Source organism: Azorhizophilus paspali, assembly GCF_043587585.2.
GTDB lineage: Bacteria > Pseudomonadota > Gammaproteobacteria > Pseudomonadales > Pseudomonadaceae > Azotobacter > Azotobacter paspali.
Genome location: NZ_CP171449.1, coordinates 670,468 through 694,031 on the forward strand (window position 1 = coordinate 670,468; position 23,564 = coordinate 694,031).

At 64.2% G+C, this 23,564-nt stretch carries 24 protein-coding genes, 1 rRNA gene and 3 pseudogenes; 18 read left to right on the top strand and 10 right to left on the bottom strand.

All coding sequences use genetic code 11. The annotated features are described in order from the left end of the window. Window positions 1-133: 133 nt before the first annotated feature. The 7 genes from rrf to rimI all read left to right on the top strand — a co-directional run bounded on the left by rrf (window position 134) and on the right by rimI (window position 6,932). Window positions 134-249: ribosomal RNA gene (gene rrf, locus ACGI6K_RS03210) — 5S ribosomal RNA — on the top strand. A 117-nt stretch (window positions 250-366) separates the two neighbouring features. Beyond that, a complete protein-coding gene (locus ACGI6K_RS03215; RefSeq protein ID WP_376949669.1) occupies window positions 367-1,026 on the top strand; it encodes a paraquat-inducible protein A in 660 nt (219 codons plus the stop codon). After that, a complete protein-coding gene (locus ACGI6K_RS03220) occupies window positions 1,013-1,636 on the top strand; it encodes a paraquat-inducible protein A (protein ID WP_376949661.1) in 624 nt (207 codons plus the stop codon). The genes ACGI6K_RS03215 and ACGI6K_RS03220 overlap by 14 nt, the downstream gene beginning before the upstream one ends. Then, window positions 1,629-3,944 (top strand): PqiB family protein, encoded by a 2,316-nt coding sequence (locus ACGI6K_RS03225; RefSeq protein WP_376949667.1) that lies wholly within the window; start codon window positions 1,629-1,631, stop codon window positions 3,942-3,944. Before ACGI6K_RS03220 ends, ACGI6K_RS03225 begins: the two co-directional genes overlap by 8 nt. A 216-nt stretch (window positions 3,945-4,160) precedes the next feature. Further along, on the top strand, window positions 4,161-5,711 hold the full coding sequence (locus tag ACGI6K_RS03230; protein WP_376949659.1) for a 2-isopropylmalate synthase: 1,551 nt from the start codon (window positions 4,161-4,163) through the stop codon (window positions 5,709-5,711). Continuing rightward, on the top strand, window positions 5,708-6,487 hold the full coding sequence (locus tag ACGI6K_RS03235; protein WP_376949657.1) for an energy transducer TonB: 780 nt from the start codon (window positions 5,708-5,710) through the stop codon (window positions 6,485-6,487). The genes ACGI6K_RS03230 and ACGI6K_RS03235 overlap by 4 nt, the downstream gene beginning before the upstream one ends. Then, on the top strand, window positions 6,480-6,932 hold the full coding sequence (gene rimI / locus ACGI6K_RS03240; RefSeq protein ID WP_376949655.1) for a ribosomal protein S18-alanine N-acetyltransferase: 453 nt from the start codon (window positions 6,480-6,482) through the stop codon (window positions 6,930-6,932). Before ACGI6K_RS03235 ends, rimI begins: the two co-directional genes overlap by 8 nt. Before the next feature lie 3 nt (window positions 6,933-6,935). Here the strand turns inward: rimI and ACGI6K_RS03245 are convergent, their stop codons facing one another. Then, window positions 6,936-7,454, bottom strand: coding sequence for a hypothetical protein (locus ACGI6K_RS03245; protein ID WP_376949652.1), 519 nt, complete (start codon window positions 7,452-7,454; stop codon window positions 6,936-6,938). A gap of 151 nt (window positions 7,455-7,605) precedes the next feature. Here ACGI6K_RS03245 and otsB point away from each other — a divergent pair, with 151 nt between their 5' ends. Together otsB and otsA are read left to right on the top strand one after the other, a co-directional pair. Then, a complete protein-coding gene (gene otsB / locus ACGI6K_RS03250; protein ID WP_376949650.1) occupies window positions 7,606-8,367 on the top strand; it encodes a trehalose-phosphatase in 762 nt (253 codons plus the stop codon). After that, a complete protein-coding gene (gene otsA / locus ACGI6K_RS03255; protein ID WP_376949648.1) occupies window positions 8,364-9,767 on the top strand; it encodes an alpha,alpha-trehalose-phosphate synthase (UDP-forming) in 1,404 nt (467 codons plus the stop codon). The genes otsB and otsA overlap by 4 nt, the downstream gene beginning before the upstream one ends. A gap of 29 nt (window positions 9,768-9,796) precedes the next feature. Here otsA and ACGI6K_RS03260 read toward each other — a convergent pair whose 3' ends face one another. Continuing rightward, entirely contained in the window at window positions 9,797-10,024 is a 228-nt protein-coding gene (locus ACGI6K_RS03260; protein WP_377969072.1) for a hypothetical protein, read from the bottom strand. A gap of 321 nt (window positions 10,025-10,345) precedes the next feature. Here ACGI6K_RS03260 and ACGI6K_RS03265 point away from each other — a divergent pair, with 321 nt between their 5' ends. The 9 genes and pseudogenes from ACGI6K_RS03265 to ACGI6K_RS03305 form a co-directional block, all read left to right on the top strand. Beyond that, window positions 10,346-10,657 (top strand): hypothetical protein, encoded by a 312-nt coding sequence (locus ACGI6K_RS03265; protein WP_376949644.1) that lies wholly within the window; start codon window positions 10,346-10,348, stop codon window positions 10,655-10,657. A 410-nt stretch (window positions 10,658-11,067) separates the two neighbouring features. Then, window positions 11,068-12,006 (top strand): AraC family transcriptional regulator, encoded by a 939-nt coding sequence (locus tag ACGI6K_RS03270; RefSeq protein WP_376949642.1) that lies wholly within the window; start codon window positions 11,068-11,070, stop codon window positions 12,004-12,006. A 112-nt stretch (window positions 12,007-12,118) separates the two neighbouring features. After that, complete coding sequence (locus ACGI6K_RS03275) at window positions 12,119-12,772, top strand: hydrolase (protein WP_376949640.1); 654 nt, start codon at window positions 12,119-12,121, stop codon at window positions 12,770-12,772. Window positions 12,773-12,820: 48 nt separating this feature from the next. Beyond that, window positions 12,821-13,381: an antibiotic biosynthesis monooxygenase gene (locus tag ACGI6K_RS03280; protein WP_376949638.1), complete on the top strand. Its 561-nt coding sequence runs from the start codon at window positions 12,821-12,823 to the stop codon at window positions 13,379-13,381. 146 nt (window positions 13,382-13,527) lie between these two features. Then, the gene (locus tag ACGI6K_RS03285; protein WP_376949665.1) at window positions 13,528-15,366 is read left to right on the top strand and encodes an amidohydrolase; all 1,839 of its coding nucleotides are present in this window, start codon (window positions 13,528-13,530) and stop codon (window positions 15,364-15,366) included. A gap of 108 nt (window positions 15,367-15,474) precedes the next feature. Continuing rightward, a complete protein-coding gene (locus tag ACGI6K_RS03290; protein ID WP_376949636.1) occupies window positions 15,475-17,082 on the top strand; it encodes an MFS transporter in 1,608 nt (535 codons plus the stop codon). 332 nt (window positions 17,083-17,414) lie between these two features. After that, window positions 17,415-17,540 (top strand): annotated as a pseudogene (locus tag ACGI6K_RS03295) (hypothetical protein); the annotation flags it as partial. Window positions 17,541-17,582: 42 nt separating this feature from the next. After that, window positions 17,583-17,642, top strand: coding sequence for a hypothetical protein (locus ACGI6K_RS03300; protein ID WP_420492555.1), 60 nt, complete (start codon window positions 17,583-17,585; stop codon window positions 17,640-17,642). A 46-nt stretch (window positions 17,643-17,688) separates the two neighbouring features. Continuing rightward, window positions 17,689-18,115: pseudogene (locus ACGI6K_RS03305) on the top strand (M10 family metallopeptidase C-terminal domain-containing protein); the annotation flags it as partial. 182 nt (window positions 18,116-18,297) lie between these two features. On the opposite strand, the gene ACGI6K_RS03310 reads toward ACGI6K_RS03305, so the two are convergent. From ACGI6K_RS03310 to ACGI6K_RS03345, 8 genes and pseudogenes are all read right to left on the bottom strand, one after another. Continuing rightward, a complete protein-coding gene (locus ACGI6K_RS03310) occupies window positions 18,298-18,615 on the bottom strand; it encodes a hypothetical protein (RefSeq protein ID WP_376949632.1) in 318 nt (105 codons plus the stop codon). An 896-nt stretch (window positions 18,616-19,511) separates the two neighbouring features. After that, window positions 19,512-20,079: pseudogene (locus ACGI6K_RS03315) on the bottom strand (tyrosine-type recombinase/integrase). Then, the gene (locus tag ACGI6K_RS03320) at window positions 20,033-20,200 is read right to left on the bottom strand and encodes a hypothetical protein (protein WP_377969074.1); all 168 of its coding nucleotides are present in this window, start codon (window positions 20,198-20,200) and stop codon (window positions 20,033-20,035) included. Before ACGI6K_RS03320 ends, ACGI6K_RS03315 begins: the two are co-directional and overlap by 47 nt. A 34-nt stretch (window positions 20,201-20,234) precedes the next feature. Further along, window positions 20,235-20,468 carry a phage integrase central domain-containing protein gene (locus ACGI6K_RS03325; RefSeq protein ID WP_377969349.1) on the bottom strand — a complete coding sequence of 78 codons (234 nt, stop codon included), beginning with the start codon at window positions 20,466-20,468 and terminating at the stop codon, window positions 20,235-20,237. 12 nt (window positions 20,469-20,480) lie between these two features. Then, window positions 20,481-20,729, bottom strand: coding sequence for an Arm DNA-binding domain-containing protein (locus ACGI6K_RS03330; protein WP_377969076.1), 249 nt, complete (start codon window positions 20,727-20,729; stop codon window positions 20,481-20,483). A 1,397-nt stretch (window positions 20,730-22,126) separates the two neighbouring features. Further along, window positions 22,127-22,354, bottom strand: coding sequence for a hypothetical protein (locus tag ACGI6K_RS03335; protein WP_377969077.1), 228 nt, complete (start codon window positions 22,352-22,354; stop codon window positions 22,127-22,129). Between the two features lie 180 nt (window positions 22,355-22,534). Further along, window positions 22,535-23,203 (bottom strand): hypothetical protein, encoded by a 669-nt coding sequence (locus ACGI6K_RS03340; RefSeq protein ID WP_377969079.1) that lies wholly within the window; start codon window positions 23,201-23,203, stop codon window positions 22,535-22,537. Window positions 23,204-23,206: 3 nt separating this feature from the next. After that, window positions 23,207-23,563, bottom strand: a complete 357-nt coding sequence (locus ACGI6K_RS03345) for a hypothetical protein (protein ID WP_376948292.1) — start codon at window positions 23,561-23,563, stop codon at window positions 23,207-23,209. Window position 23,564: the final 1 nt, after the last annotated feature.

The following is a 23,564-nucleotide window of genomic DNA, read 5'->3' on the forward strand; positions in this document are numbered from 1 at the left end:
GCCGCAGGGTGGCCTGCAGAGGGCGCAGCCGACAGGCCGAAGATTTGGCTGGACCGCACATTGCCGGAAACAGGTTACTGCTATCACCGACCCGATTGGCTGTCGTGTCCTCGACACGGCGGCAACCGAATTGCTTGACGATCATAGAGCGTTGGAACCACCTGATCCCATCCCGAACTCAGCCGTGAAACGACGCCTCGCCGATGGTAGTGTGGGGTTTCCCCATGTGAGAGTAGGTCATCGTCAAGCCCCTTTTGCGAACCCCCGGACCGTCTCGTCGGTACGGGGGTTTTTGCTTGCCCCGGGCTCTCTACGAACCCGTCCCGCTCGTTTAGAATGGACGGCCGTTTCACCCGAGCAGTTGCCATGCCTGATTCGAGTCGATCTCATGACTTGGGGGAGCTTTCCCTGGACAAACTGGTCGCTTGTCATGAGTGCGACTTGCTGATGCTCAAGCCTGAACTCGCGCCGAGCGAGCGTGCCGAATGTCCCCGCTGTGGTTTCGAGTTGTTCAGCTACCAGCCCCATATGCTGGGGCGTAGCCTGGCCCTGGTCCTCGCCGCCTTGTTGCTCTATGTGCCGGCCAACTTTCTGCCGATCCTACAGCTTCGCCTTCTGGGCCAGACGACCGAGGACACCGTATGGAGCGCCGTCGTCGCGCTCTATGAAAGCGATCTGCAGGGCATTGCGGTGGTCGTCTTCCTCTGCAGCATGGGAATACCGTTGCTCAAGCTGCTCTGCCAACTGGTCGTCTTGCTGAGCATACGTTGGGATGTGGGGCGTGGTTATGGTCTGCTGCTGTATCGCACCTACCACCATCTGCGCGAATGGGGAATGCTGGAAGTTTATTTCATGGGCATTCTGGTTTCGATCGTCAAGCTGCTTTCACTGGCCGATCTGGCAGTTGGAGCGGGATTGGCCTGTTTCATCTGTCTTTTGCTGGTACAGGTCTGGCTTGAGATCACCATGTCTCCGCACCAGGTATGGGAAGCCTTGTCCCGGGGGAGGGTGCATGCGAGCCATTGATGCAGGCATTCTGGTCTGTCCCGAGTGCCATCAGCTCAACCGCCGCGAGGAGAATCACGATGAGCTGCAATGCGTTCGCTGCGGCGCTCGGGTCCATGCGCGCCATCCGAACAGCTTGGGGCGTACCTGGGCGCTCCTGTTGACTGCCGCAATTCTGTACATCCCGGCCAATCTGCTGCCCATCATGACCGTCAGCGCCCTTGGCAAGGGCGAGCCGGATACCATCATGTCCGGTGTGGTCGCTCTGGTACAAATGGGCTCCCTGCCCGTGGCGCTGGTAGTGTTCGTGGCGAGCATTCTGGTGCCGACCTTCAAACTGGTTGGTATGGCCTTGCTGCTGATTTCCGTGCAGCGCCATCAGGCGCTTTCCGCCCGCCAGCGCATCCTCATGTTCCGCTTCATCGAGTGGATTGGCCGCTGGTCGATGCTGGATATCTTCGTTATCGCCACTCTGGTGGCTGTGGTCAACTTCGGCACCCTGGCCAGGGTCGAGCCGAATCTGGGAGCCGTAGCCTTTGCCACTGTGGTGATTCTGACCATGTTGGCGGCTTCCACCTTCGATCCACGTTTGATTTGGGACAACACGGAGTCCGACGATGGCCATGAGTGACTTGCCCGAGGCGAGGACGCGTCCGGCCTCTACCTGGTCGGCGATCTGGATATTGCCGTTGATCGCCTTGCTGATCGGCGCCTGGCTTGCCTGGCGCGCCTACGACCAGGCCGGCATCGAAGTTCAGGTACGTTTCACCAGCGGCGAAGGTATCCAGATCAACAAGACCGAGGTGATCTACAAGGGTATGCCGGTCGGCAAGGTCGTAGGTCTTACCCTGGACGACGAAGGCTCGAACACTGGGGTGATCGCCACGCTGGAGATGAACAAGGACGTCGAGTCCTACCTGCGCAGCAATACACGCTTCTGGCTGGTCAAGCCACGGGTTTCCCTGGCCGGCATCACCGGTCTGGAAACCTTGGTTTCCGGGAACTACATAGCGGTCAACCCGGGCGATGGCGAGCCGAGCAAGAGATTCACCGCCCTGTCCGAAGAGCCACCCATGCCGGACAGCACGCCCGGATTGCATATCACCCTGAAAGCCGAGCGGCTGGGCTCGTTGAGCCGAGACAGTCCCGTGTTCTACAAGCAGATCCAGGTCGGCCGGGTGAAGAGCTACCAACTGGCCGAGGATCTGAGCACCGTGGAGATCAGGATCTTCGTCGAGCCGGCCTATGCCCATCTGGTACGCAAGCACACGCGTTTCTGGAATGCCAGTGGAATCACGGTCGATGCCGGACTCGGCGGGGTCAAGTTCCATACCGAGTCCCTGGCCAGCATCGTGGCGGGTGGCATCGCCTTCGCCACGCCGGAGAACCGCAAAGACAGCCCGCCTACCGATCCGCGCCTGCCGTTTCGTCTCTATGACAATTTCGACGCGGCCCAGACCGGTATCAAGGTCATGCTCGAACTGAGCGACTTCGAGGGGCTCCAGGCCGGGCGCACCCCGGTGGTGTACAAAGGCATCCAGGTCGGCATCCTGAAAACCTTGCAAATCGAGCCTGGCCTTTCCCGTGCCATGGCTGAGCTGACGTTGGATCCGCTGGCCGAAGATTTCCTGGTCGAGGGTACCGATTTCTGGGTGGTCAAGCCCTCCATCTCCCTGGGCGGGGTCACCGGCCTCGAGGCGCTGGTGAAGGGCAATTACATCGGCATGCGCCCGGGCGAGAAGGGAGCGTCGGTCAGGCGCTCCTTCGTTGCCCGCAGCAAGGCGCCGCCCATGGATCTCGGCGCTCCCGGCCTGCACTTGGTGTTGACTAGCGATACCCTCGGTTCGCTGGATATCGGCAGTCCGGTGCTCTACCGGCAGATCAAGGTCGGTTCAGTGCAGAGTTTCCAGTTGTCCCGCAATCACCGCCGTGTGCTGCTGGGCGTGCACATCGAGCCGGAATACGCCAGTCTGGTAAACAGCTCGACGCGCTTTTGGAATGCCAGTGGCGTCACCTTGAGCGGTGGTCTGTCCGGAATCGAGGTGAAGAGCGAGTCCCTGCAGACCTTGCTAGCTGGCGGCATCGCTTTCGAAACCCCCGATCCCGAGGCGGCTGCCAACACGCGGCGGATTCCGCGCTACGCCCTGCACGCCGATCGCGAGAGCGCTCTGCAGGCCGGGCTGGAGCTGCAGATCCGCGTCGACAGCGGCGACGGGCTGAAAGCCGGCACGCCGATCCGCTACAAGGGGTTGGATGTCGGCAAGGTGGAAGGGGTCGAACTGAGCGACGACCTGCAATCGGTCTTGCTCCGCACCCGGATCACCCAGGCAGCCGAGCGTATCGCCCGTGTCGGCAGCCAGTTCTGGGTGGTCAGGCCCGAACTCGGCCTGATACGTACCGCCAACCTGGACACTCTGATCAGCGGTCCCTACATCGAGGTGCGGCCGGATCCCGGCAAGTCCTCACGGCAGACGAGCTTCGTCGCCCTGTCGGGCGCGCCGGAAGGCGCCGCCAATCCGGAGCCTGGCCTTCGGCTGGTGCTCAGTTCGCCGCGGCGCGGTTCGCTCAAGGTGGGTGTACCGGTCACTTACCGCGAGGTGACGGTCGGCAAAGTCACCGGATTCGAACTGGGGCCGAATGCCGACCGGGTGCTGATCGGCATTCTCATCGAACCGCGCTATGTGCCTTTGGTGCGCAGTGGCAGCCGCTTCTGGATCGCCAGTGGCTTCGGCTTCGATTTCAGTCTGCTCAAGGGTGCGCAACTGCGTACCGAGTCGCTGGAAACCCTGCTCGAGGGCGGCATCGCTTTCGCCACGCCGGACGGCGAGCGGATGGGCAAGCCGGCGCTTCCGGGGCAGACCTTCCCGCTATTCTCCGAGGCGGACAGCGAATGGCTGCAGTGGGCGCCGAAGATCGCCCTGGAAAAGGAGAAGAAGTGATTCGGCACCCCGATGCGTAACGATGAAGGAGAGGGGCCGCATCGCGGTCCCTCGTCGTTTTCGCCGACGATCGGTGTATCGCCGTGAAGTCCGATTGGGCCCGGCGCTTTCCGCCTGTTCCGTTTCCGGCCACAATTCCGCCATGGGCTTGCCCGACGGCAAGCATCGACAAGCCTGAGCCCCGTCTTCACCGGACGGGGTCGTGAGGAGCAGTGAATGAGCAGCAAAGACCGTGTCATCATCTTTGACACCACCCTGCGCGACGGCGAACAGAGCCCCGGCGCCTCCATGACCAAGGAGGAGAAGCTGCGCATCGCCAAGGCGCTGGAGCGGCTCAGGGTGGACGTGATCGAGGCCGGCTTCGCCATTGCCAGCCCGGGAGACTTCGAGTCGGTCAAGGCGATCGCCGAGAGCATCAAGGACAGCACCGTGTGTAGCCTGGCGCGCGCCGTGGACGCGGACATCGAGCGTGCCGCCGAGGCGCTGGCGAACGCCAACTCCGGGCGTATCCACACATTCATCGCCACTAGTCCGATCCACATGCAGTACAAACTGCGCATGCAGCCCGACCAGGTGGTCGAGCAGGCCGTGCGGGCGGTGAAGAAGGCGCGCAGCCTGTGCGCGGACGTGGAGTTCTCGTGCGAGGATGCCGGCCGTTCGGAGGTCGACTTCCTCTGCCGGATCATCGAGGCAGCCATCGACGCCGGCGCGCGCACCATCAACATCCCGGACACTGTCGGCTACGCCATTCCGCACCAGTACGGCGAGATGATCGGCCAACTGCTCGCGCGTATTCCCAACGCCGACAAGGCCGTGTTCTCGGTGCACTGCCACAACGACCTGGGACTGGCCGTGGCCAACTCGCTGGCCGCCGTGGTGGCCGGGGCGCGCCAGGTCGAATGCACCATCAACGGTCTCGGCGAACGCGCCGGTAACGCCGCGCTGGAAGAAATCGTCATGGCTATCAAGACCCGTCACGACCTGCTCGGTGTGCACACCAACATCGACACGCCGCACATCCTCGCCGCGTCGCGACTGGTTTCCGGGATCACCGGCTTCCCGGTGCAGCCGAACAAGGCCATCGTTGGTGCCAACGCCTTCGCTCACGAGTCGGGCATCCATCAGGACGGCGTGCTCAAGCACCGCGAGACCTACGAGATCATGTCTGCGCAGTCGGTCGGTTGGCACACCAACAAGATGGTGCTGGGCAAACACTCCGGGCGTAACGCCTTCCGTACCCGCTTGGAGGAGTTGGGCATCCAGCTCGCCGACGAAGCCGCGTTGAACGCGGCCTTCGCCCGTTTCAAGGTGCTGGCCGACAAGAAGCACGAAATCTTTGACGAGGATCTGCAGGCGCTGGTTTCCGAGGCTCAGGACGAAGAGGCCCCGGAACACTTCCGGCTGCATTCCCTGGAGGTCGTCTCGAAGAGCGGTGCGTTGCCGCGGGCGCATCTGCTGCTCTTTGTCGCCGGCTGCGAGCAGGAGGCGACTGCCGAAGGCTCGGGACCCGTGGACGCGATCTTCAAGGCCATCGAATCGCTCGCCGCCTCCCGGGCCAACCTGCAGCTCTACTCGGTCAATGCCATCACCGAAGGCAGCGATTCCCAGGGTGAAGTCACGGTGCGCCTGGAGAAGAGCGGACGCATCGTCAACGGCAACGGTGCCGATATCGATATCTTGGTGGCGTCGGCCAAGGCCTACATTAATGCGCTGAACCTGATGCAGGCCGGCGTGCCCAAGGCCCATCCGCAGGCGGCCGACGTTTGATCGACGAGGTTCGCCGCCGCGCTTACCTCGACGCCATGCAGGTGGTCAGTTGGCTGCCGCGAGTGGCGCTGCCGTTCGCCGCGCCGTCGCGACCGGAGCTGCTCGAAACGCCCGGGCCAGCGACGCCGCTGCGGACGGACCCGGAGCCCGGAGGCGTGTCCGAGATGCCGTCCCGACCACGGCCGGTCGAGCGGGCGAAGATCGAGGTCCCCCGTCCCGTTACCCGCGTCGAAGCGCGCGCCGTCGGCGAGGAAGTCGTCGAGCCGGCCGCGCCCAAAGCCGCTTCGCTGCCGCCACCGCGCTTCGCCCTGCAACTGCTGCGCGCCGGGCGCTGCGCCCTGCTGGTCGAGCTGCCCACCGGCGAACCCTTCCAGAGCCGCGACCCCGGCTATCTGCTGCTCCGGGACCTGCTGCGCGCCGCAGGGCTTGCGGACAGTCCGCGCATGCTCGGCGAGCCGGTACGCTGGCCCCTGTTCAAAAGCGGAAATCTGGATCAGGGGCCGCAGGCGGCGCTGGAATACGTACAGACCTTCGTCGCTGCGCGGTTGGAGGAGGAGGGCGATTGCGCCTGCCTGTGGCTGGTCGGCCTGCCGGCGCTGCGTTTCGCCGCCGCGATCGAGGCCGATGCCTGCCTTCGCGAACTACAGGTCGAAGGCTTGCCGCCGCTCTGGGTGCTGCCCGGCCTGGAAACTCTAATGGAAGAGCCGGCCCGCAAGGCCGAGCTGTGGCGCGCTATGCGCCGGATACGTATGCGTTGGATGTCCGCGAATGAGTGATGCGATTAGCTTCCGCCCGATGACCGAGGCGGACCTGGATGCCGTGTTGAAGATCGAATACGCGGCCTTCAGCTATCCCTGGACGCGCGGCATCTTCCAGGATGCCCTGAAGTCCTATGAATGCTGGCTGATGTTCGAGGGCGGTCAACAGGTCGGCCATGGCGTGATCCAGGTGATCCTCGACGAGGCGCACCTGCTGAACATTACCGTCAAGCCGCAGAGCCAGGGGCGCGGGCTCGGCCTGCGGCTGTTGGAGTACTTGATGACGCGGGCGCGGGAGCGCCGGGCTCTGGAGTGCTTTCTCGAGGTGCGGGCCAGCAACGGCGCTGCTTACCGGCTCTATGAGCGCTACGGTTTCAACGAGGTCGGCCGGCGGCGCGACTACTACCCGGCCGCCGGCGGGCGCGAGGATGCCCTGGTGATGGTCTGCACTCTGCTCGATTGAGCCTCAAGGCTCTCTGTCGCGCGACGACTGCAGCGGCTCGGGGCCTCTGAGCTCCTCGTCGGAAAGAACCTCCTCGTTCTCTTCCTCGTCTTCTGCCGATGAGGCCGCTTCGTCCGTGCGGTCATCCCAGGGCTCGCCGTCTAGAGGGAAGAGCCGGGCCTCCTCGGCCTCGTCCAGGCCGGCGCCCGCGCCGATCCCCTCGGCGGTGACGATGCTCAGATCCTTGTCCGCCGGGGTGCCGTGGCCGCGCTCTTTGGGCGAGCGTGCACCGTCCTCGGGGATGAGGATCTCGGGGTCCGCATCGTCCATGGTCGAGTGTCCGTCGGGCGTTTCGCCGCCGCTCGTGCCGGCTTCGCGAACCCGCTCCGGTGGGAATTCTTCCCGCAGTTCCTCGGCCGGCCGCCGATCGCCGGCATGGCCCTGCCGCTCGTCCTGGCGACTGCCGAAGTCCAGCGGTTGCAGCGGGCCCATGCGATCTTCGAGGTCGTCTATTTCCTGGACTCGGGGCTGGCGATGTTTCATGGAAAACCTCCTGCCGGGACTGCCTTCTTGCAAGGTGTGACCTGCGCGACAGCGGATGATTCAGGCCGGTCGCCGGCCGGCAATGATAGAGTTCTGTGCCGTCGATTCACATCCAACGAAACTGAGCTGCCGGTTGGTGGTCATAATCTATATGAACGGTCAATGCCCTACCCATGCGCAGGACCTGCAAGGCTGCGCCTTCTTCTTTGATGTGGACGGAACGCTCGCCGAAATACAGCCCCGTCCCGAGCTGGTATTCATCCCCGCCGCCATACTCGCCGCCCTTGGCCGGCTCCAGACCGTCGGAGTGCCGGTCGCCGTGATCTCCGGTCGCCGGCTGGCGGACCTCGATCACCTGTTCGAGCCGCTGCGCCTGCCGGCCGCCGGCGTGCACGGCGCCGAGCGCCGCGACGCCGACGGCCGGCTGCGGCAACTGAACCTGGATCGGGAGGCCCTGCGCCGGGTCGGGGACGAACTGTTCCAGGCCTGCGCCCAGTACCCTGGGTTGCATCTGGAAAACAAGGGACTGGCTTTCGCGCTGCATTTCCGTTTGGCGCCCGAACTGGAGGCGGTCGCGCGCGGCCTGGCCGAGGACTTCATCCGCCGCTACCCCGCGCTGCTGACCCTGCAGCCGGGTAAGTGCGTGTTTGAACTCAAGCCGCGCGGCGCCAGCAAGGGGGAGGTGATCCGCGAATTCATGCGCGAGCCGCCGTTCGGCGGCCGGGTGCCAGTATTCATCGGCGACGACCTCACCGACGAGGCCGGTTTCCAGGCGGTCAACGCCCTGGGTGGGCATTCGTTCAAGGTAGGGCCGGGCGAGACGGCCGCTCGACAGCGGCTGGACTCCGTCTCGGCGGTGGAAAAATGGCTGGACGCTCTGGTCCGGCCCCTCAAACCGGAGATTTATCCATGAGCCGTCTAGTCGTGATTTCCAATCGGGTCGCTCCCATCCGCGAAGGCAAGGTCGCTGCCGGGGGATTGGCCGTGGGCGTGTACGATGCGTTGCGGCAGAATGGCGGCATCTGGTTCGGCTGGAACGGCGAGGTCGGACAGAACCCGGAAACTGCCTGCGAGAGCGCCGGCAATATTACCTACGTCACCTTGGGCCTCAGCAAGCCGGACTACAACGAATACTACCGCGGCTTCTCCAACGCCACGCTCTGGCCGATCTTCCACTACCGCATCGATCTGGCGCGCTACAGCCGCGCGGAGTACCTGGGCTACCGGCGGGTCAACGCCATGCTAGCGGAGAAGCTCAAGCCCCTGCTGCGTCCCGACGACATCCTCTGGGTCCACGATTACCATCTGATTCCCTTCGCCGCCGCCTGTCGCCAACTGGGAATCGGCAACCGCATCGGCTTCTTCCTGCACATTCCCTTCCCGACGACGGAGGTCCTCACCACGGTGCCCCCGCACAGGGACTTGTTCCAGACCCTCTGCGACTACGATCTGATCGGCTTCCAGACCGAGAGCGACCGCATGGCCTTTCAGGACTATGTCTGCCGCGAACTCGACGGGCTCATCGGGACCGACGGCAGCCTGACCGCCTGCGGGCGGAATTTCCGCGCTGGCGTCTATCCCATCGGCGTGATGCCCGACGAGATCCGCCGTCTGGCCGACTCTTACCGGGGCCGGCGCCCCATGATCGGACGGACCGCCGAAGGCAAGCTGCGCAAGACCCTCATCAGCGTCGACCGGCTGGACTACTCCAAGGGGCTGGTGGAGCGCTTCCTGGCCTACGAGCAGCTCCTCGAGCATTACCCCGAGCACCGGCGCAACGTGGAACTCATCCAGATCGCACCGACCTCGCGCACCGACGTGAAGACCTACCAAGCCATCCGCAAGCAACTGGAAACCGTGGCCGGGCATGTCAACGGACGTCTGGCCGATCTCGACTGGATGCCACTGCACTATCTCAACAAGAGCCTCGAGCGGCGCACCCTGATGGGCCTGTTCCGCACCGCCAACGTCGGCCTGGTCACTCCGCTGCGCGACGGCATGAACCTGGTCGCCAAGGAATACGTCGCCGCGCAGAATCCGGCCGATCCGGGCGTGCTGGTGCTGTCGCGCTTCGCCGGCGCGGCCCACGAGCTGGGCGCGGCGCTGATCGTCAACCCCTACGACTGCCTGGGCATGGCCGAGGCTATGGACCGTGCCTTGCGCATGCCGCTGGAGGAGCGCAAGGAACGTTACGAGGACATGATGCGGGCCTTGCGTGCCGCCGATCTGGACGCCTGGCGGGACAACTTCCTGCGCGACTTGCGAACCTTCGGCCGGCACCGGGTGGTGACGGCGAGCTGTGCCACCGTCTGAATCCCCTGCCGGCATCCGGCGCGCGGGTTTCAGCGCAGTTGCAGGTGCAGGTTCGCCGCTTCCGGCAGCAGCAGCTCCAGGCCGTACCAGGTGAGCATCAGCGCCAGGCCGCCGAGCCAGACGCCGAGGGCGATCTTCAGCACCAGGCTGCCGCTCCGGCGCCGCGCCGGTGCGGCGGCACGCGACGGGGCGGTCTCCAGGTCGAAGTCTTCCAGGTCATCTTCGCGGGCGCTGAAGCCCTCCAGTCTGTTTCGCATGTTCATCAACTCATCCTGCCGCGCCGCACTCCGCTGGAGCCGGCCCGCGGCGTACGTCGGTATGGGCGAGTGCCGTTCGCTCGCGAGTCGGGAAGGCATCGCGGGGATGCTGCATGCCGTCTGCGGGAAGCGGCCGAATCTTACCGCATCTTTCCCGAGCCTTCGGTCGTTTTCCGAACCGTCGCGACGGGACGTCATGGCGGTCGGGCCCTTGCCCGCCGGTACCACTTGACCCGGTGTGCGCTAAGCCTCGGCCTTCAGAGGCTGTCGCGAAAGCCCCACCAGGTAAAATGGGTCATACCTTCCTGAAGGCCAAGAGCAATGAGCACAGCGTCGAAGACGGTAGCGCTGGACAGTGAGCAATTCGATCTGTTCGGTGCCGCCCAGGTTCCGGACGCGAGGCCGCGGCCATGCGCGTCGGATACCGGACGCCGGTTTATCACGGGCAACGCGCAAAAGGTTATTCTGGGCACGACGCGATTGGAGGACTGGTTGAAGCAGGCTGGCCAGAGAGCCCCCTTTGTCGTGGCACGCCTGCTCGAACAGCAAGACTGGCAGGCGTTCGAACGGCACTATGCGGGCACAGGTCGTGCGCCTTACCGTCTCCGCCCGATGATGGGCCTGATCCTGTAGGCGTGATGCAGGGCATCCACTCCCTGCGCGGGCTGGAACGGCTCGCCCGGCTGGATCTGGGATGCATGTGGGTGACAGGTGGCCCCACGCCAAAGAACGCTCACGGCGCATTTGCGCCTACGTTCCTTGCTTTGCGCAAGCGCTTCAGCCTCGATCATCTCACAGGCTTGATAATGGCTTTCGCGACAGCCTCTTCAGGCCGAGGAAGGCTAGTGCGGGGTACGGAGCGACCCTACACTCGCGTCTGTACGGATAGACAGTTCTTTCTATGCGAGGGAGGAGAGGATGTCAAGAACGTTCACCGGGATCGGGCAGGATCGGCTAAGACTGAAAAGGAGTCTGGTTGGCCACAGCGGTAAAGCCAGCCTCGATATACAGCGGTCATTCGCTCTTCAACTGAGGGAGCAGAGATGCGCAAGATCGGCGATTCCATTCCACACGGTCCATCGACGAGCCGCCCGGCCACCCCGGCGTTCGGCGGGCTCCAGGTCTCCATCCTGCACAACCGCGACACCGATCCGGACCCAACCAGGATTTTGGAGGTCCCTTGCGCCGACGCTTTTTCGATCATCGTCCAGCTCCGGGACTTCGCCTCGCACAAACTGTGGCGAGGCAAGCGCCTGACGTACAAGGGCGGTCATGTCCGGGAAAGCATGTCGATCGCCTACCTCGGAGACGAGGTACGGTGCCAGCATCTGGCGCCCTATGACAACCTTCGCCTCAATCTTCCGCGGGTATCGCTGGAGGAGACTTTCCGCGAGGCGGGTGCCGGTGTGCCCGGCAGCCTCGACTGTGCGCAGGGAACGCTCGACCCCGTCGTCTATCACCTGTCGCTCGCGCTCGTTCCGGCATTGAGCATGCCCGGCGAGGCGAACCGGCTCTTCGTCGATCAGGTCATGCTGGCCATGTGTACTCACATCGGTTCGCGCTACGGGAAAACCGGCCCCTTGCGGGACATCCCGGGAGGCCTGGCTCCCTGGCAGGAGAGACGAGCCAAGGAGATGCTCGCCGAGCATCTCGCCGACGGCTTGTCGATCGCCGAACTGGCGGCGGAATGCTCCCTGTCGCGGGCCTACTTCTCTCGCGCATTCAAGCGGAGCACGGGGCTGGCTCCCCACGAGTGGCTGCTGAAGATGCGGGTGGAAAAGGCCAAGGAACTGATGCTGCACACCTCCATGAGCCTTTCGCGGATCGGTCTGGATTGCGGCTTCACGGACCAGTCCCACTTCTCCAGGGTTTTTCAGAAGATGACCGGGGCCGCGCCTTCCAACTGGAGGCGCTTCCATCGGACGGGCAGGTCGAACGCGACGGCATCGACGGTCCACGATACTTCCCGGCGCCGCAGCTAACCTCTGTCCATCGAAATAAACCGCACATCCTTTCCAGGGCGACACATCGATACAAGACTCCGGCCGGTCGCCTGCCACATCGTCATGCTCTCCAACCTTGCTGGAGGCTGTTATGAGTACCGCGAAAGCCGTTCCCGGTCGGACTTTGCTGGACCCGGCCAACCACACCCTGATCATGATCGACCACCAGTCGCAGATGTCCTTCGCCACCAAGTCGATCGATGCGGTGTCGTTGCGCAACAACGTCGCCTTGGTGGCCAAGGCCGCCAGGGAGTTCAAGGTTCCCGCCATCCTGACGACGGTGGCGGAAAAGAGCTTCTCGGGCCCCATCTTCGACGAGATCCGCTCCGTGTTCCCCGAACACAGTGTGATCGACCGGACCACCATGAACACCTGGGAGGACGAGCGGATCGCGGTCGAGGTTAACCGGGCCGGCAAGGATAAGATCGTCTTCGCCGGCCTGTGGACCTCGGTGTGCATCGTCGGGCCGGTGCTGTCCGCCCTGGACCAGGGCTTCGGGGCCTACGTGATCGCCGATGCCTGCGGCGACGTCTCGGACGAGGCCCACGAACGCGCCATGCAGCGCATGATCCAGCAGGGGGCCCGGCCGATGACCGCCCTCCAGTACCTGCTCGAACTGCAGCGCGACTGGGCGCGCGGCGAGACCTACGACGAAACGGTGCGGACCTCCATCGCCCACGGCGGCGCCTATGGCTTGGGTCTGATCTACGCCAAGACCATGTTCAACGCCTCGGAAGGCCACTGAGCGCCCGCACCGGCCCTCGCCAGGTCGGCGCGACACAGGAGTGAAGCGATGCGCACCGAGATGTCAGAGGGCGTAGTGACCCTGCTCATCCGCCATCGGGTCAGGGAAGGGCGGGAGCGGGAATACGAAGGCTGGCTGCGCCGCACCGTGGACGTCGCCAAGCGCTATCCCGGCCACCTCGGCGTCGACGTGCTGCGCGAACAGGACGGTGACCGGCGCCGTTTCACCTGCGTCCTGCGCTTCGCCAGCACCGGCCAGTTGCAGGCCTGGCTGGAGTCCGCCGACCGTCGCCGACTGATCGAGGAGGTCGCTCCTCTGCTAACCGACGGCGACCGTCTGGAATTCAACCTCGGCCGCGAGTTCTGGTTCACGCCGGGCGATGTGAGTCCGCCGCCGCGCTGGAAACAGGCCTGCGTCTCCTTCCTGGCGATCCTGCCGCTGTCCCTGCTGGTGCCGCTGCTCTGGCAACCGCTGTTCGCGGCGCTGCCCTGGCTCGGCGGCTACCTGCCGAGCAACGTCCTCATCACCCTTAGCATCGTGTTGCTGGTGGTTTATCTATTCATGCCGGCGGTGACCCGCTGGTTTTCCGCCTGGCTGAACGCCCACTGACTTGGGAGGAATCTATGCACGACGATCCACCCCGTCACAGCCGCCGCCAGTTTCTCGCCGCCGGTTCGCTCCTGGGCGCGGCAGGCGTGCTCTGGTCCGCGTTGCCCTTCGCCAGCTCCACCCAAGACACCACTTCAGGGGGTTCCATGACCGCCGATCTGATCCTCTTCAATGGCCGCATCCATACCGTCGACCGCGACAATTCCAGCGCCACGGCCGTGGCCATCAAGGATGGCCGGTTTCTCGCCGTCGGCAGCGACACCGAGGCCATGGCCCTGCGCGGCACCGCCACACGGGTGATCGACCTGCAACGCCGCACCGTGATCCCCGGCCTCAACGACTCGCACCTGCATCTGATTCGTGGCGGACTCAACTACAACCTGGAGTTGCGCTGGGAAGGCGTGCCTTCGCTGGCCGATGCCCTGCGCATGCTCAAGGAGCAGGCCGAGCGCACGCCAGCACCGCAGTGGGTACGGGTGGTCGGCGGCTGGACCGAATTCCAGTTCGCCGAGAAACGCATGCCGACCCTTAACGAATTGAACCGGGCGGCGCCGGATACCCCGGTGTTCGTCCTGCATCTCTACGACCGCGCGCTGCTCAACCGCGCCGCGCTCGAGGTGGTGGGCTACACCCGCGACACCCCCAACCCGCCCGGCGGCGAGATCCAGCGCGACGCCAGCGGCAACCCCACCGGCATGCTGATCGCCCGTCCCAACGCGATGATCCTCTACGCCACCCTGGCCAAGGGGCCGAAGCTGCCGCTGGAATACCAGATCAACTCGACCCGCCAGTTCATGCGCGAACTCAACCGTCTGGGCCTGACCAGCGCCATCGACGCCGGCGGCGGCTTCCAGAACTACCCGGAGGATTACGAGGTGATCCGCAAGCTGGCTGAGGACGACCAGCTCAGCGTGCGCATCGCCTACAACCTGTTCACCCAGAAGCCCAAGGAAGAACTAGCCGATTTCCAGAACTGGAGCAAGATGGTCAAGCCCGGCGCGGGCAACGACTTCTTCCGCCACAACGGTGCCGGCGAAATGCTGGTGTTCTCCGCCGCCGACTTCGAGGACTTCCTCGAGCCGCGCCCGGACCTGCCGGCGAGCATGGAGCAGGAGCTGGAGCCGGTGGTCCGCCATTTGGTCGAGCAGCGCTGGCCATTCCGCCTGCACGCCACCTACGACGAGTCCATCTCGCGCATGCTCGACGTATTCGAGAAGGTCGACCGCGACATTCCCTTCGCCGGCCTGCCCTGGTTTTTCGACCATGCCGAGACCATCAGCCCGCGTAACATCGAGCGGGTCAGGGCCCTGGGCGGCGGCATCGCCATCCAGCATCGCATGGCCTTCCAGGGCGAATACTTCGTTGACCGTTACGGCAAGCGGGCCGCCGAGCAGACCCCGCCGATCCAGCGCATGCTTTCCGAGGGCGTGCCGGTGGGTGCCGGCACCGATGCCACCCGGGTGGCCAGCTACAACCCCTGGACCGCGCTGTACTGGCTGGCCAGCGGCAAGACCGTCGGCGGCGCGCAGCTCTACCCGCAGGGCCTGTCCAGGGAAACCGCGCTGGAGTTGTTCACCCGCGGCAGCGCCTGGTTCTCCAGCGAACAGGGCAGGAAAGGGCAAATCAAGGTGGGGCAGTTCGCCGACTTGGCAGCCTTGTCGGCGGACTATTTCAGCGTCGAGGAAGAACAGATCAAGTGGCTCGAGTCGGTGCTGACGGTGGTCGGCGGCAAGGTGGTCTACGCCGCCGCCGAATTCGACGAACTCGACCCGCCGACCCTGCCGGTGCTGCCGGACTGGTCGCCGGTGAGCCGCGTGCCCGGCCACTGGAAACCCGCCGCGCCGCTGGCCGCCCAGGTGCACCAGTGCGCCGGCGCCTGCGCCGTGCACGCCCACAACCACGAACGGGCGCGCCTCTCCGACGTACCGGTCAGCGACCACCAGGGTTTCTGGGGCGCACTGGGCTGCTCCTGTTTCGCCTTCTGAGCGCCAGCGAGCCGGAAACCTCCGGCTCGCTTCCTCTGCCATGGCGCGTGCGCCTGCACGCGACCGTCTATACCTGACTCCAGGACTCCCCGCAAAGGACGCCCGACCATGAGCGTATCCGCCTCCTCGCCCTGGAGCCCGCTGCGCCAGACGACCTTCCGTTGGCTGTGGCTGGCCAGCATCGCCTCGAACATCGGCACCTGGATGCACGAGGTCGGCGCCGGCTGGCTGATGACCTCGTTGTCGGCCAGCCCTTTGAACGTGGCGCTGGTACAGGTGGCCGGCTCCCTGCCGATGTTCTTCCTGGCCCTGCCGGCTGGCGCCTTGGCGGACATCGTCGACAAGCGCCGCTACCTGCTCGGCGTGCAACTGTGGATGGCGGTGGTGGCCACGTTGCTGGCGGCGCTCACCCTGCTTGGACTGACCAGCGTCTGGCTGTTGCTGACGCTGACCCTGTGCATGGGCGGCGGCACGGCGCTGATGATGCCGGCCTGGAGCGCGACCACGCCGGAGCTGGTGGGCAAAGATGAGCTGCCGGCGGCGGTGACGCTGTCCAGCGTTGGCGTCAACCTGGCGCGGGCGGTCGGCCCGGCCATCGCCGGGGTGCTGGTCAGCCTGGTCGGCCCCTGGCTGACCTTCGCCGTCAACGCGGTCTCGTTCTTCGCAGTGATCGCCGTGCTGCTGGCCTGGAGACGCGAGACGGAGCCCGCGGTGCTGCCGGCCGAACGGCTGTTCGGTGCGCTGCGTGCCGGCTGGCGCTACAGCCGCAGTTCGCGGCCGCTGCAGGCGGTGCTGGCGCGCGCGTTGGCGTTCTTCCTCGGCGCCAGCGCCGGCATGTCGCTGTTGCCACTGATCGTGCGCGGCGAACTGCAGGGCAGCGCCACCGATTTCGGCCTGTTGCTCGGCTGCGTCGGCATCGGCGCGGTGCTCGGCGCCGCCTTCCTGCCGCGCCTGCGCGAGCAGCTGGGCAGCGACTGCCTGGTGCTGCTGGCCAGCCTGCTCTATGCGCTGGTGCTGATCGCCCTGGCGCTGCTGCGCGATCTCTACCTGCTGGTTCCGGTGATGCTGCTCAGTGGCGCGGCCTGGATCGCCGTGCTGTCCAGCCTGCAGGTGGCGGCGCAGACCGCGGTGCCGAGCTGGGTGCGGGCGCGCGCGCTGGCCGTCTACATTCTGGTGTTCTTCGGCAGCATGGCCGCCGGCGGCACCCTGTGGGGGTTGGTCGCCAGCCGCGCGTCGATCCCCTTCGCCCTGTTGTGCGCCGCCGCGCTGCTGGCGCTGGGGCTGCTCGCCGCCCTACGCTTCCACCTGCCGGTCACCGAGGCGGAGGATCTGGCGCCCTCGTTGCACTGGCCGGCGCCGATCCTCGCCGAGGGCCTAGACCGGGAGCGGAGACCTGTGGTCGTCACCCTGGAGTACGACATCGACCCGCAGAAGGCTGTGGCCTTCCAGCAGGCGATGGAGGAGGTGCGTGGCATGCGCCGGCGCAACGGGGCGATTTCCTGGTGCCTGGTGCAGGACAGCGAGAATCCGCGCCAGTGGCTGGAGTTCTTCATCGACGAATCCTGGCTGGAACACCTGCGCCATCATCAGCGGGTGACCCGTGGCGAATTGAAAATCGAGGCGGCTGCTCGGCACTTCCAGACCCCGGATATCGACATCCGCATCCGGCATTACCTGAAAGGCCGGCTGGCCCCGGAGCGTCCCGGCAGGAAATGATCCTTCCGCGCGGCCGCCGCTGCCGGTGGAGCGGGGCGCTTCTTCGTCTACGCTCGTTGCCGCCGGGAGCCTCCGACAAAACCCCGTAACGACAAAACCAATATCCTCCGGCGTTACCTGACTCCGGCAGGCCGCGCTTGGGAGCGCCGTCATGGCCGAGCCAGCGATGCCCGGCCGGTGCATCCCCCATCCCTTCGGGAGACGCCGGATGCCCTGGGCGCTCGCCAACGACAAGATCAAAAAATCAGAGGGATAGTTGTATGAACGCATTGACATCGAGTACGGGCAGGCTGCTTATAAACATGTAGAGTCGAGGGCACGATTACGGCTATGACCTGGCCCTGCAATCCGGTGGCCGGATTCTGATCGGCGGTCAGGGCTCATCGAACTTCGGCGTGGTCCGCCTGAACGCCGACGGCACGCTCGACACCGGCTTCGGCAATGCCGGCAGGGCCGTATTCGATATCGCGAGCAGCTACGACGAGGGCCAGGGCCTGGTTATGCAGGCCGACGGCAAGATCCTGCTCACGGGCTCCAGCTACAACCTTGATCTATCTTAAAAACTTCGGGGCGGATGCCGAAGGATGGCACTTCGAGATATCGCTGAAGGGCGATCTCGCCGATCTGCTCGACGGTGGTAATCCGCTCTTCGCTGCCGAGACCCTCGAAGGCAGCGCGGCCAACGACACCTTGATCGGCGGAGCGGGTGCCGATCTGTTCTGCTTTTCGTGCCGGGCAGACAGCTACCGCATTGACAGCGAAATCGCCAGCGACCGGATCGCCGACTTCGATGCCGATGAGGATCGCATCGACCTGTCGACGCTAGGCTTCAGCAGCCTGGGCGACAACCACGACGGCACCCTGGCCGTGCAGGCGAGCGGCGACCGCAGCTACCTCAAGAGCTTCGAGGCGGATGCCGAAGGCAGGCGTTTCGGGCTCGCCCTGGAGGGCGACTATGACGACGGGCTTTCCGCCGACGCTTTCCTTATTCGCGGCGGTGGCCGATCAGCTCCAAGTCATCGGCATCTCGTAAGGCGAGCAGGCCGCTTGAGAAAGCGCAGGGGCGTCGTCGACGGTGAATGATGCCCCTTGTTTGAATGCGAAGCCGAATGCCTCGGCGATCGCCTGCGCTCCACCGGCTCGGGATGGGAGGCGCTGGAGCATCGCGAAACCGGCGACACGTGAGGGCATGTCAGCTTCGCGGCGAACCGGCGGTCACGGCCACAATGTCGAAAAGTTTCCATGCCGTAGAGCTGCCAGCAGCCGGGAAGGCGTGAACCTCTTGGCGGATGCGCCCGGTTCCGAGCGCATGTCCGCTGCTTCGACGCCCTTGCCGCCCTCGCCGTAGGAGCGTTCTACCCAATCGCAATACAGCCGCAACATCGCCGCGAGCGGCATTTCCGCCAATTGCCGCGGAACCGGGCGGTCATTCGGCAACGTGGATACCAGGTGCTGGATGAACGGCCGGTTGCCGGCCAGCCGCTGCACGACGTTGAAATATTCGATGGCCTGTTGCTCGCGTGTTCCGGTCATCAATTCGGCTCCTTGGTAGCACCGCTTCGTATGGTCTAGTCGACCCTACCACGAAGGATGTCAAGGAATTGTCCACGGCCCCCGGTTACGGAGTCGAGGGCGACGAGCCCAGCGATAGCCATGAGGGCCGCCCGGTCGCCGACCCTTTTAAGGCAGTCGTACGCGCTGCTTTCAAGAGGCTTGATGCGGATCTTTCATGGGGGGGCAAAAGTCGGAGTGTCAGCCTTTCAGGACGTGGACGAACAAAAACGGCGAGGGGTTAGCCTCGCCGCTTCTGTCGTCTCACTTCATCCCTGGGGGTCATCGTCCTGATGATGCCGCATTCCTTGCGACGCTTCCCTTGGCTTCGGTCCCTAGCAGCCTTCATCGATCCTTCGATGTCGGTATGGGAGTTAATTTACTCGGGTGCCTGCTTCGAGCAAATTGGCAAAGCTCTCGATCTTTTGTAGGTCCTGGCTTACATGCGCCTCCATGGATGATCGATTCTGGCCGGAAGGGATACGCGGCGGGCGACGGCTTCATTGCTGCCTGAGTCCAACCGAACTACTGGCCTTCCTCGAATATGTAAGCGCTGCACACGATAGGAGAGATTATCCCTTGCCGGATGGCTGAAACGATGGCCAGGGAATGCGCCAGTGCCTTTTTCTAGTGCGGAAATCGTCGCCTCTTGACCTCCGCCAGGATTTCCACGTCGAACGGGTCTATCCCGGTTAGCAGTAAGGCCGCTTGTTCCACTGTGAACTCTATAATCGGCTTCCAGTGGTCGAGGTTCGGCAGATCGTCCTCATAATCCATCGCTGCGCCGTCCCAGGCACTTCCCACTCCGAATAGGTCAGCCAGCTAGGCGGGTAGAAGGTCCGCTTTTCGGGAGCGACCCTAGGCCAGCCGGTAAACCGTTACGCTCGCTTGAACTCCACCACGTTGCCGGCGGCGAGCGTGTCCAGATGGTCGGCATACCACTGCATCATGGTTTTGCGCTGCTCCAGATAGGTGCTCTTGTCGTGGACGCTCCGCATTCCTTCCTTGACGTGCGAGAGCTGGGACTCGATGTGGTTTTCGTCGAAACCGTGCTCGTTGAGGATCATCGAGGCGATATGCCGGAAGCCATGGCCGGTCTGGCGTCCTTCGTACCCCAGGCGGCGCAGGGCCATCAGGAATACGGTATTGCTCCGGGGCTTGGTGGTGTCGCTGCGACCAGCGAATAGCAGCGGAATAAGAGCCGGTCACGTTGTGCAGACCGCGCAGCAGCTCCACGGCCTGAGAAGGCAGGGGCACCAGATGTTCGTGGCAGCGCTTCATGCGCTCGGCGGGGATCGTCCACAAGCCGGCATCGAGGTCGAGCTCGGACCAACGGGCCTCCCTGATCTTGAATGGACGGCAGGCCAAAATAGTCAGCAGTTGCAGGCCGATGCGAACGTCACTGGTGCAGTACGCGGATCGCACGCAACAGCGCCGGCAGCTCATCGAGGGCGACGTGGGCGTGGTTCTCGGATGGTTTGGTCAGCAGGAACTTGTGAAGTCCTTCCAACGGGTTGTATTGAGTGCGGCCGGTGACGCGGGCCAGGTCGTAGATTTCCCGGCACATGCCGCGAACCCGGCTGGTTTGCTCGATGATGCCTTCACTCCATGGGCAGGATCGAGATATAGGGGCGCTTGCCGAACACGGGGAACATATGAAGTTCCAGGGCGCCGATGGTTCGCAGCGCTGTGCCTTCCGTCCAGGTCTTGCACTTGGTGGCATACCACTTGCGGGCCAGGTGCTCGAAGATGTTATTGGCTGCTTCGATCTCTGCCGCCTTTCTGGCGCGTTTCGTGGCAAGCGGGTTCTTGCCCTCGGCGGCATCCGCTTGCAGCTCTGCCGCCTTCTAACGGGCCTGTGCGCCGGTCAATTGGTGCGGGCCGGTGCCGTACCCGTCAAGGCCAAGCCAGGACCATTTGCCGTCCGGCTTCTTGTAGCGGAGCTGCCAGGACTTCGAGCCGTCCGGGCGAACGCGCAGATACAGGCCGTTGCCGTCCAGTTCCCGGTACTCCTTGTCCTCTGGCTCCAGGGTGGCGAGCATGGTATCGGCCATCGGGCGGCGTTCGATCTCGCTGCGTGTATCCCTCAGTTTCATGTTTTCCGGCATGGTACGCACGGGGATACACGGCGAACAATGCTATAGCGGAGCATTCGGGGACATTTAGAAACAAGAAAACCCGCACTACACCGACGTTTGAACAGAGGTATGAATCCCAGTGTTTTTGCGGCTTTCAGTGTTCAAAAAATTTCAGGCATACACATAGGCATACAAGATGCCGGCTGCTGGCCTCTTTTCGGCTGCTTTTTGACCAGCTCCAAGCCATCCAGGATGACGCCATGCTGGCGCTGGTGATCGCCTTCACTCCCCCGCCTCGGGGTGGTGTTCCCCCGGTGGGGGATGACGTTTCCTCTGCTGGTGAACATCTCCTGATCTTTCAGGCGGTCACTACACCAAAAGGGCAGTGGCCATCCTCAGGCGCACGCGGATCAGGCTCTATTTTTCTCTACTTTTGATGTGCCAGGGGCATCCGCTCCGGGCGCACGCGGATCAGGCGCTTACAAAATTTTTGTAAGCCTGAATTTTGTAAGCCTGAAGTTCGGGGTCATCCCCACGCGCACGCGGGGCGGGTGAGAACCTGTCAAAACCTGACATTCAGGCGGCGGCGATCCCCACACGCGGCGGGGCGGGTTTTCAGGTTTTTTCAGGTTCCCTTCGCCGATAGGTGATGCCCACTCGCAGGCGGGGCAGGTAGATCGGCTGAACTTCCAGCCGATGCCCGTAGCGCTGGCGCTGGCGGCAGGAATACTCCGATTTGAAATCGGAGAAACCTAGCAGGAACCGAGTCGGTTTTTTCCGCTAACCCGGCCCACATCAGCCGAGCTTTCGGCCAATGTCCGAAACCGCCACGGCGGCGGTTTGAGCATCCGAGCGTGGTCCAGTTCTGGACCATCCATCCCCCGCTGGGGGATGAAGCGTGCTCAGTGAGACGATTTGGTCTGTCTCGGCTCTGCTGGTCCGAGTCGGAGCGGACCGATAGTTTCGACGCAGAGTGCCATTCCCAGCACAGTGTGTTGATTTCGACACGGCGTGTTGATTCCAACACGGTGGCGGCCCGGCCACAGCGTGGCGCTGTCCCCACGCTCGGAACCTGTCCCGATCCGGGGACTTGATCCAGGCCGGCGGACAGGTTGATCCGTTTCAAACGCCAGAACTGGCGGAAGCCTCGTCGATGATCTCCGCCTCTTCACGCATTTCGCTGTGCGTGAAGATCGTGCGTGAAGGAGTGCGTGATGATCGGCTGAAATCCCAGCCGGTCCCCCAGCGGCGCCAGCACCAGACGCGGACATGGCTCAAGTCTGAGCCATCGGCTACCCGGATCGCTGGCGCATGCTATTCCGGAATTTTCCCGGCTTTACGCGGGGATGCCTTGGGGTGTGGTCATCATGGCCACCCCTTCATCCTTACCGTGTTCTTACCGTTCCCGGCCTCATTCATGGGGTTGGTTTTCGCAAATCGGTCTTGCCGTGATCTTGCGGCGCCCAAGGCTTGACGCAGGGTTGCATAAGGTTAATTTCGCAAAAGCCGGAATGCCGGCCTTTCATGGGGTGTTTTGCCGCATCGGGAATCTCCGTCTCGGAGACACCTTTTCCGCCAATCAGCGTTGATGCCGGGTTTTCCGGTTTCAAATCGAGAACCGCCCCGGATTGGCCGGCGATCATTCCCGGCTTTCCGGGTATGTAGAACAGGCGGCCCCTCAGAATTGAGGAGCCAGATTGCCCAGCTCGATGGAGCACACCAGGCTAAGCAGGCATTCCTGCTTTGGTCAGCCCTACGCGCTCAAAACCGCAGGCTTCGCTCCTCAAAATTGAGGGGCCAGCCCGAAGCGCGTAGGGGTGAGCCTACCGCTTCACCACGCGGGAGCCGCTGGCGTCATGCACGGTCAGGTCCGGGCGCTTGATGGTCACGGTGCCGTCCGGCTGAACCATGCGAATCGGAGCGCCGTACAGCGGGCCACCGGGGGCGAACGGATCGGGCAGCACGTCCTTGGGCGCGGTGCGGCAGAACTCCATCATGGCCTCAAGGCATGCCTCGAACAGCGGGCCACGCTTGAAGTCCTCGCCGCGATGGCTGGCGCTGTCCTCCAGGTTGTGAACGAAGATCAGCCCGGACAGATCGTCCACCCCGTCGCGGCGGGCCTGCTCCCGCTCCACCGTGTTGACGTTGAGCAGGTCGCACACGGTGTCGAAGCCCAGGGCGACCAGATACCCGTCACTGTCGCGGAGCAGCGACTGCCCGAAGGCGCGCAGGATTTCCCGTATGCCCTCCAGCTCGGTATCCCGATGGTCCTTGGCCTGCTGCTCCAGGGCATCGGCCTGTTGCTTGGTGAACGGCTCGAACTGGCGCAGTACGGCAGCCTCCCGGCGCAGTAGTTGGCGCTCGTCGTGGATGGCTTCGGCACTCTCGCAGAAGTGGCGCGCCATGCGGCGAATGACAATCAGGCTGGTCCGATGCGTGGTGGTCGGCTTCAGGGCAATGCCCATCAGGGTTACAGCTTGGTTTGGGGTCATGGGTCAGTTCTCCAGAATATCGGCATCCGGCCAGCGCCAGCGGGCTTCGGCCAGGGCTTCGTCTCGGGTCATGGGAGCGCCGCAGATCGTGCAGATCGGTTTGCCCCCTCGGGTGATCGTCCAGGCGTTGCGCCGGGCCTCTGCCGGGTGTGCTGCCGGTGCCGCTGTCGTCGCGTGTGGCAGCTCCGGGGCGGGCTGTGCGTCGTTGGCGGCGATCAGCTCGGCCAGCAGCTCGGCCTTGTGGTCACGCACGAATTGGCGCACGGCATCGGTGATGCGCTCGACAGGGCGCAGGCGCAGCTTGTCGCCGTTGGCTTCGACCGACAGGCCGGCCCGGCGCAGGTAGTCCAGGGCGGCCATG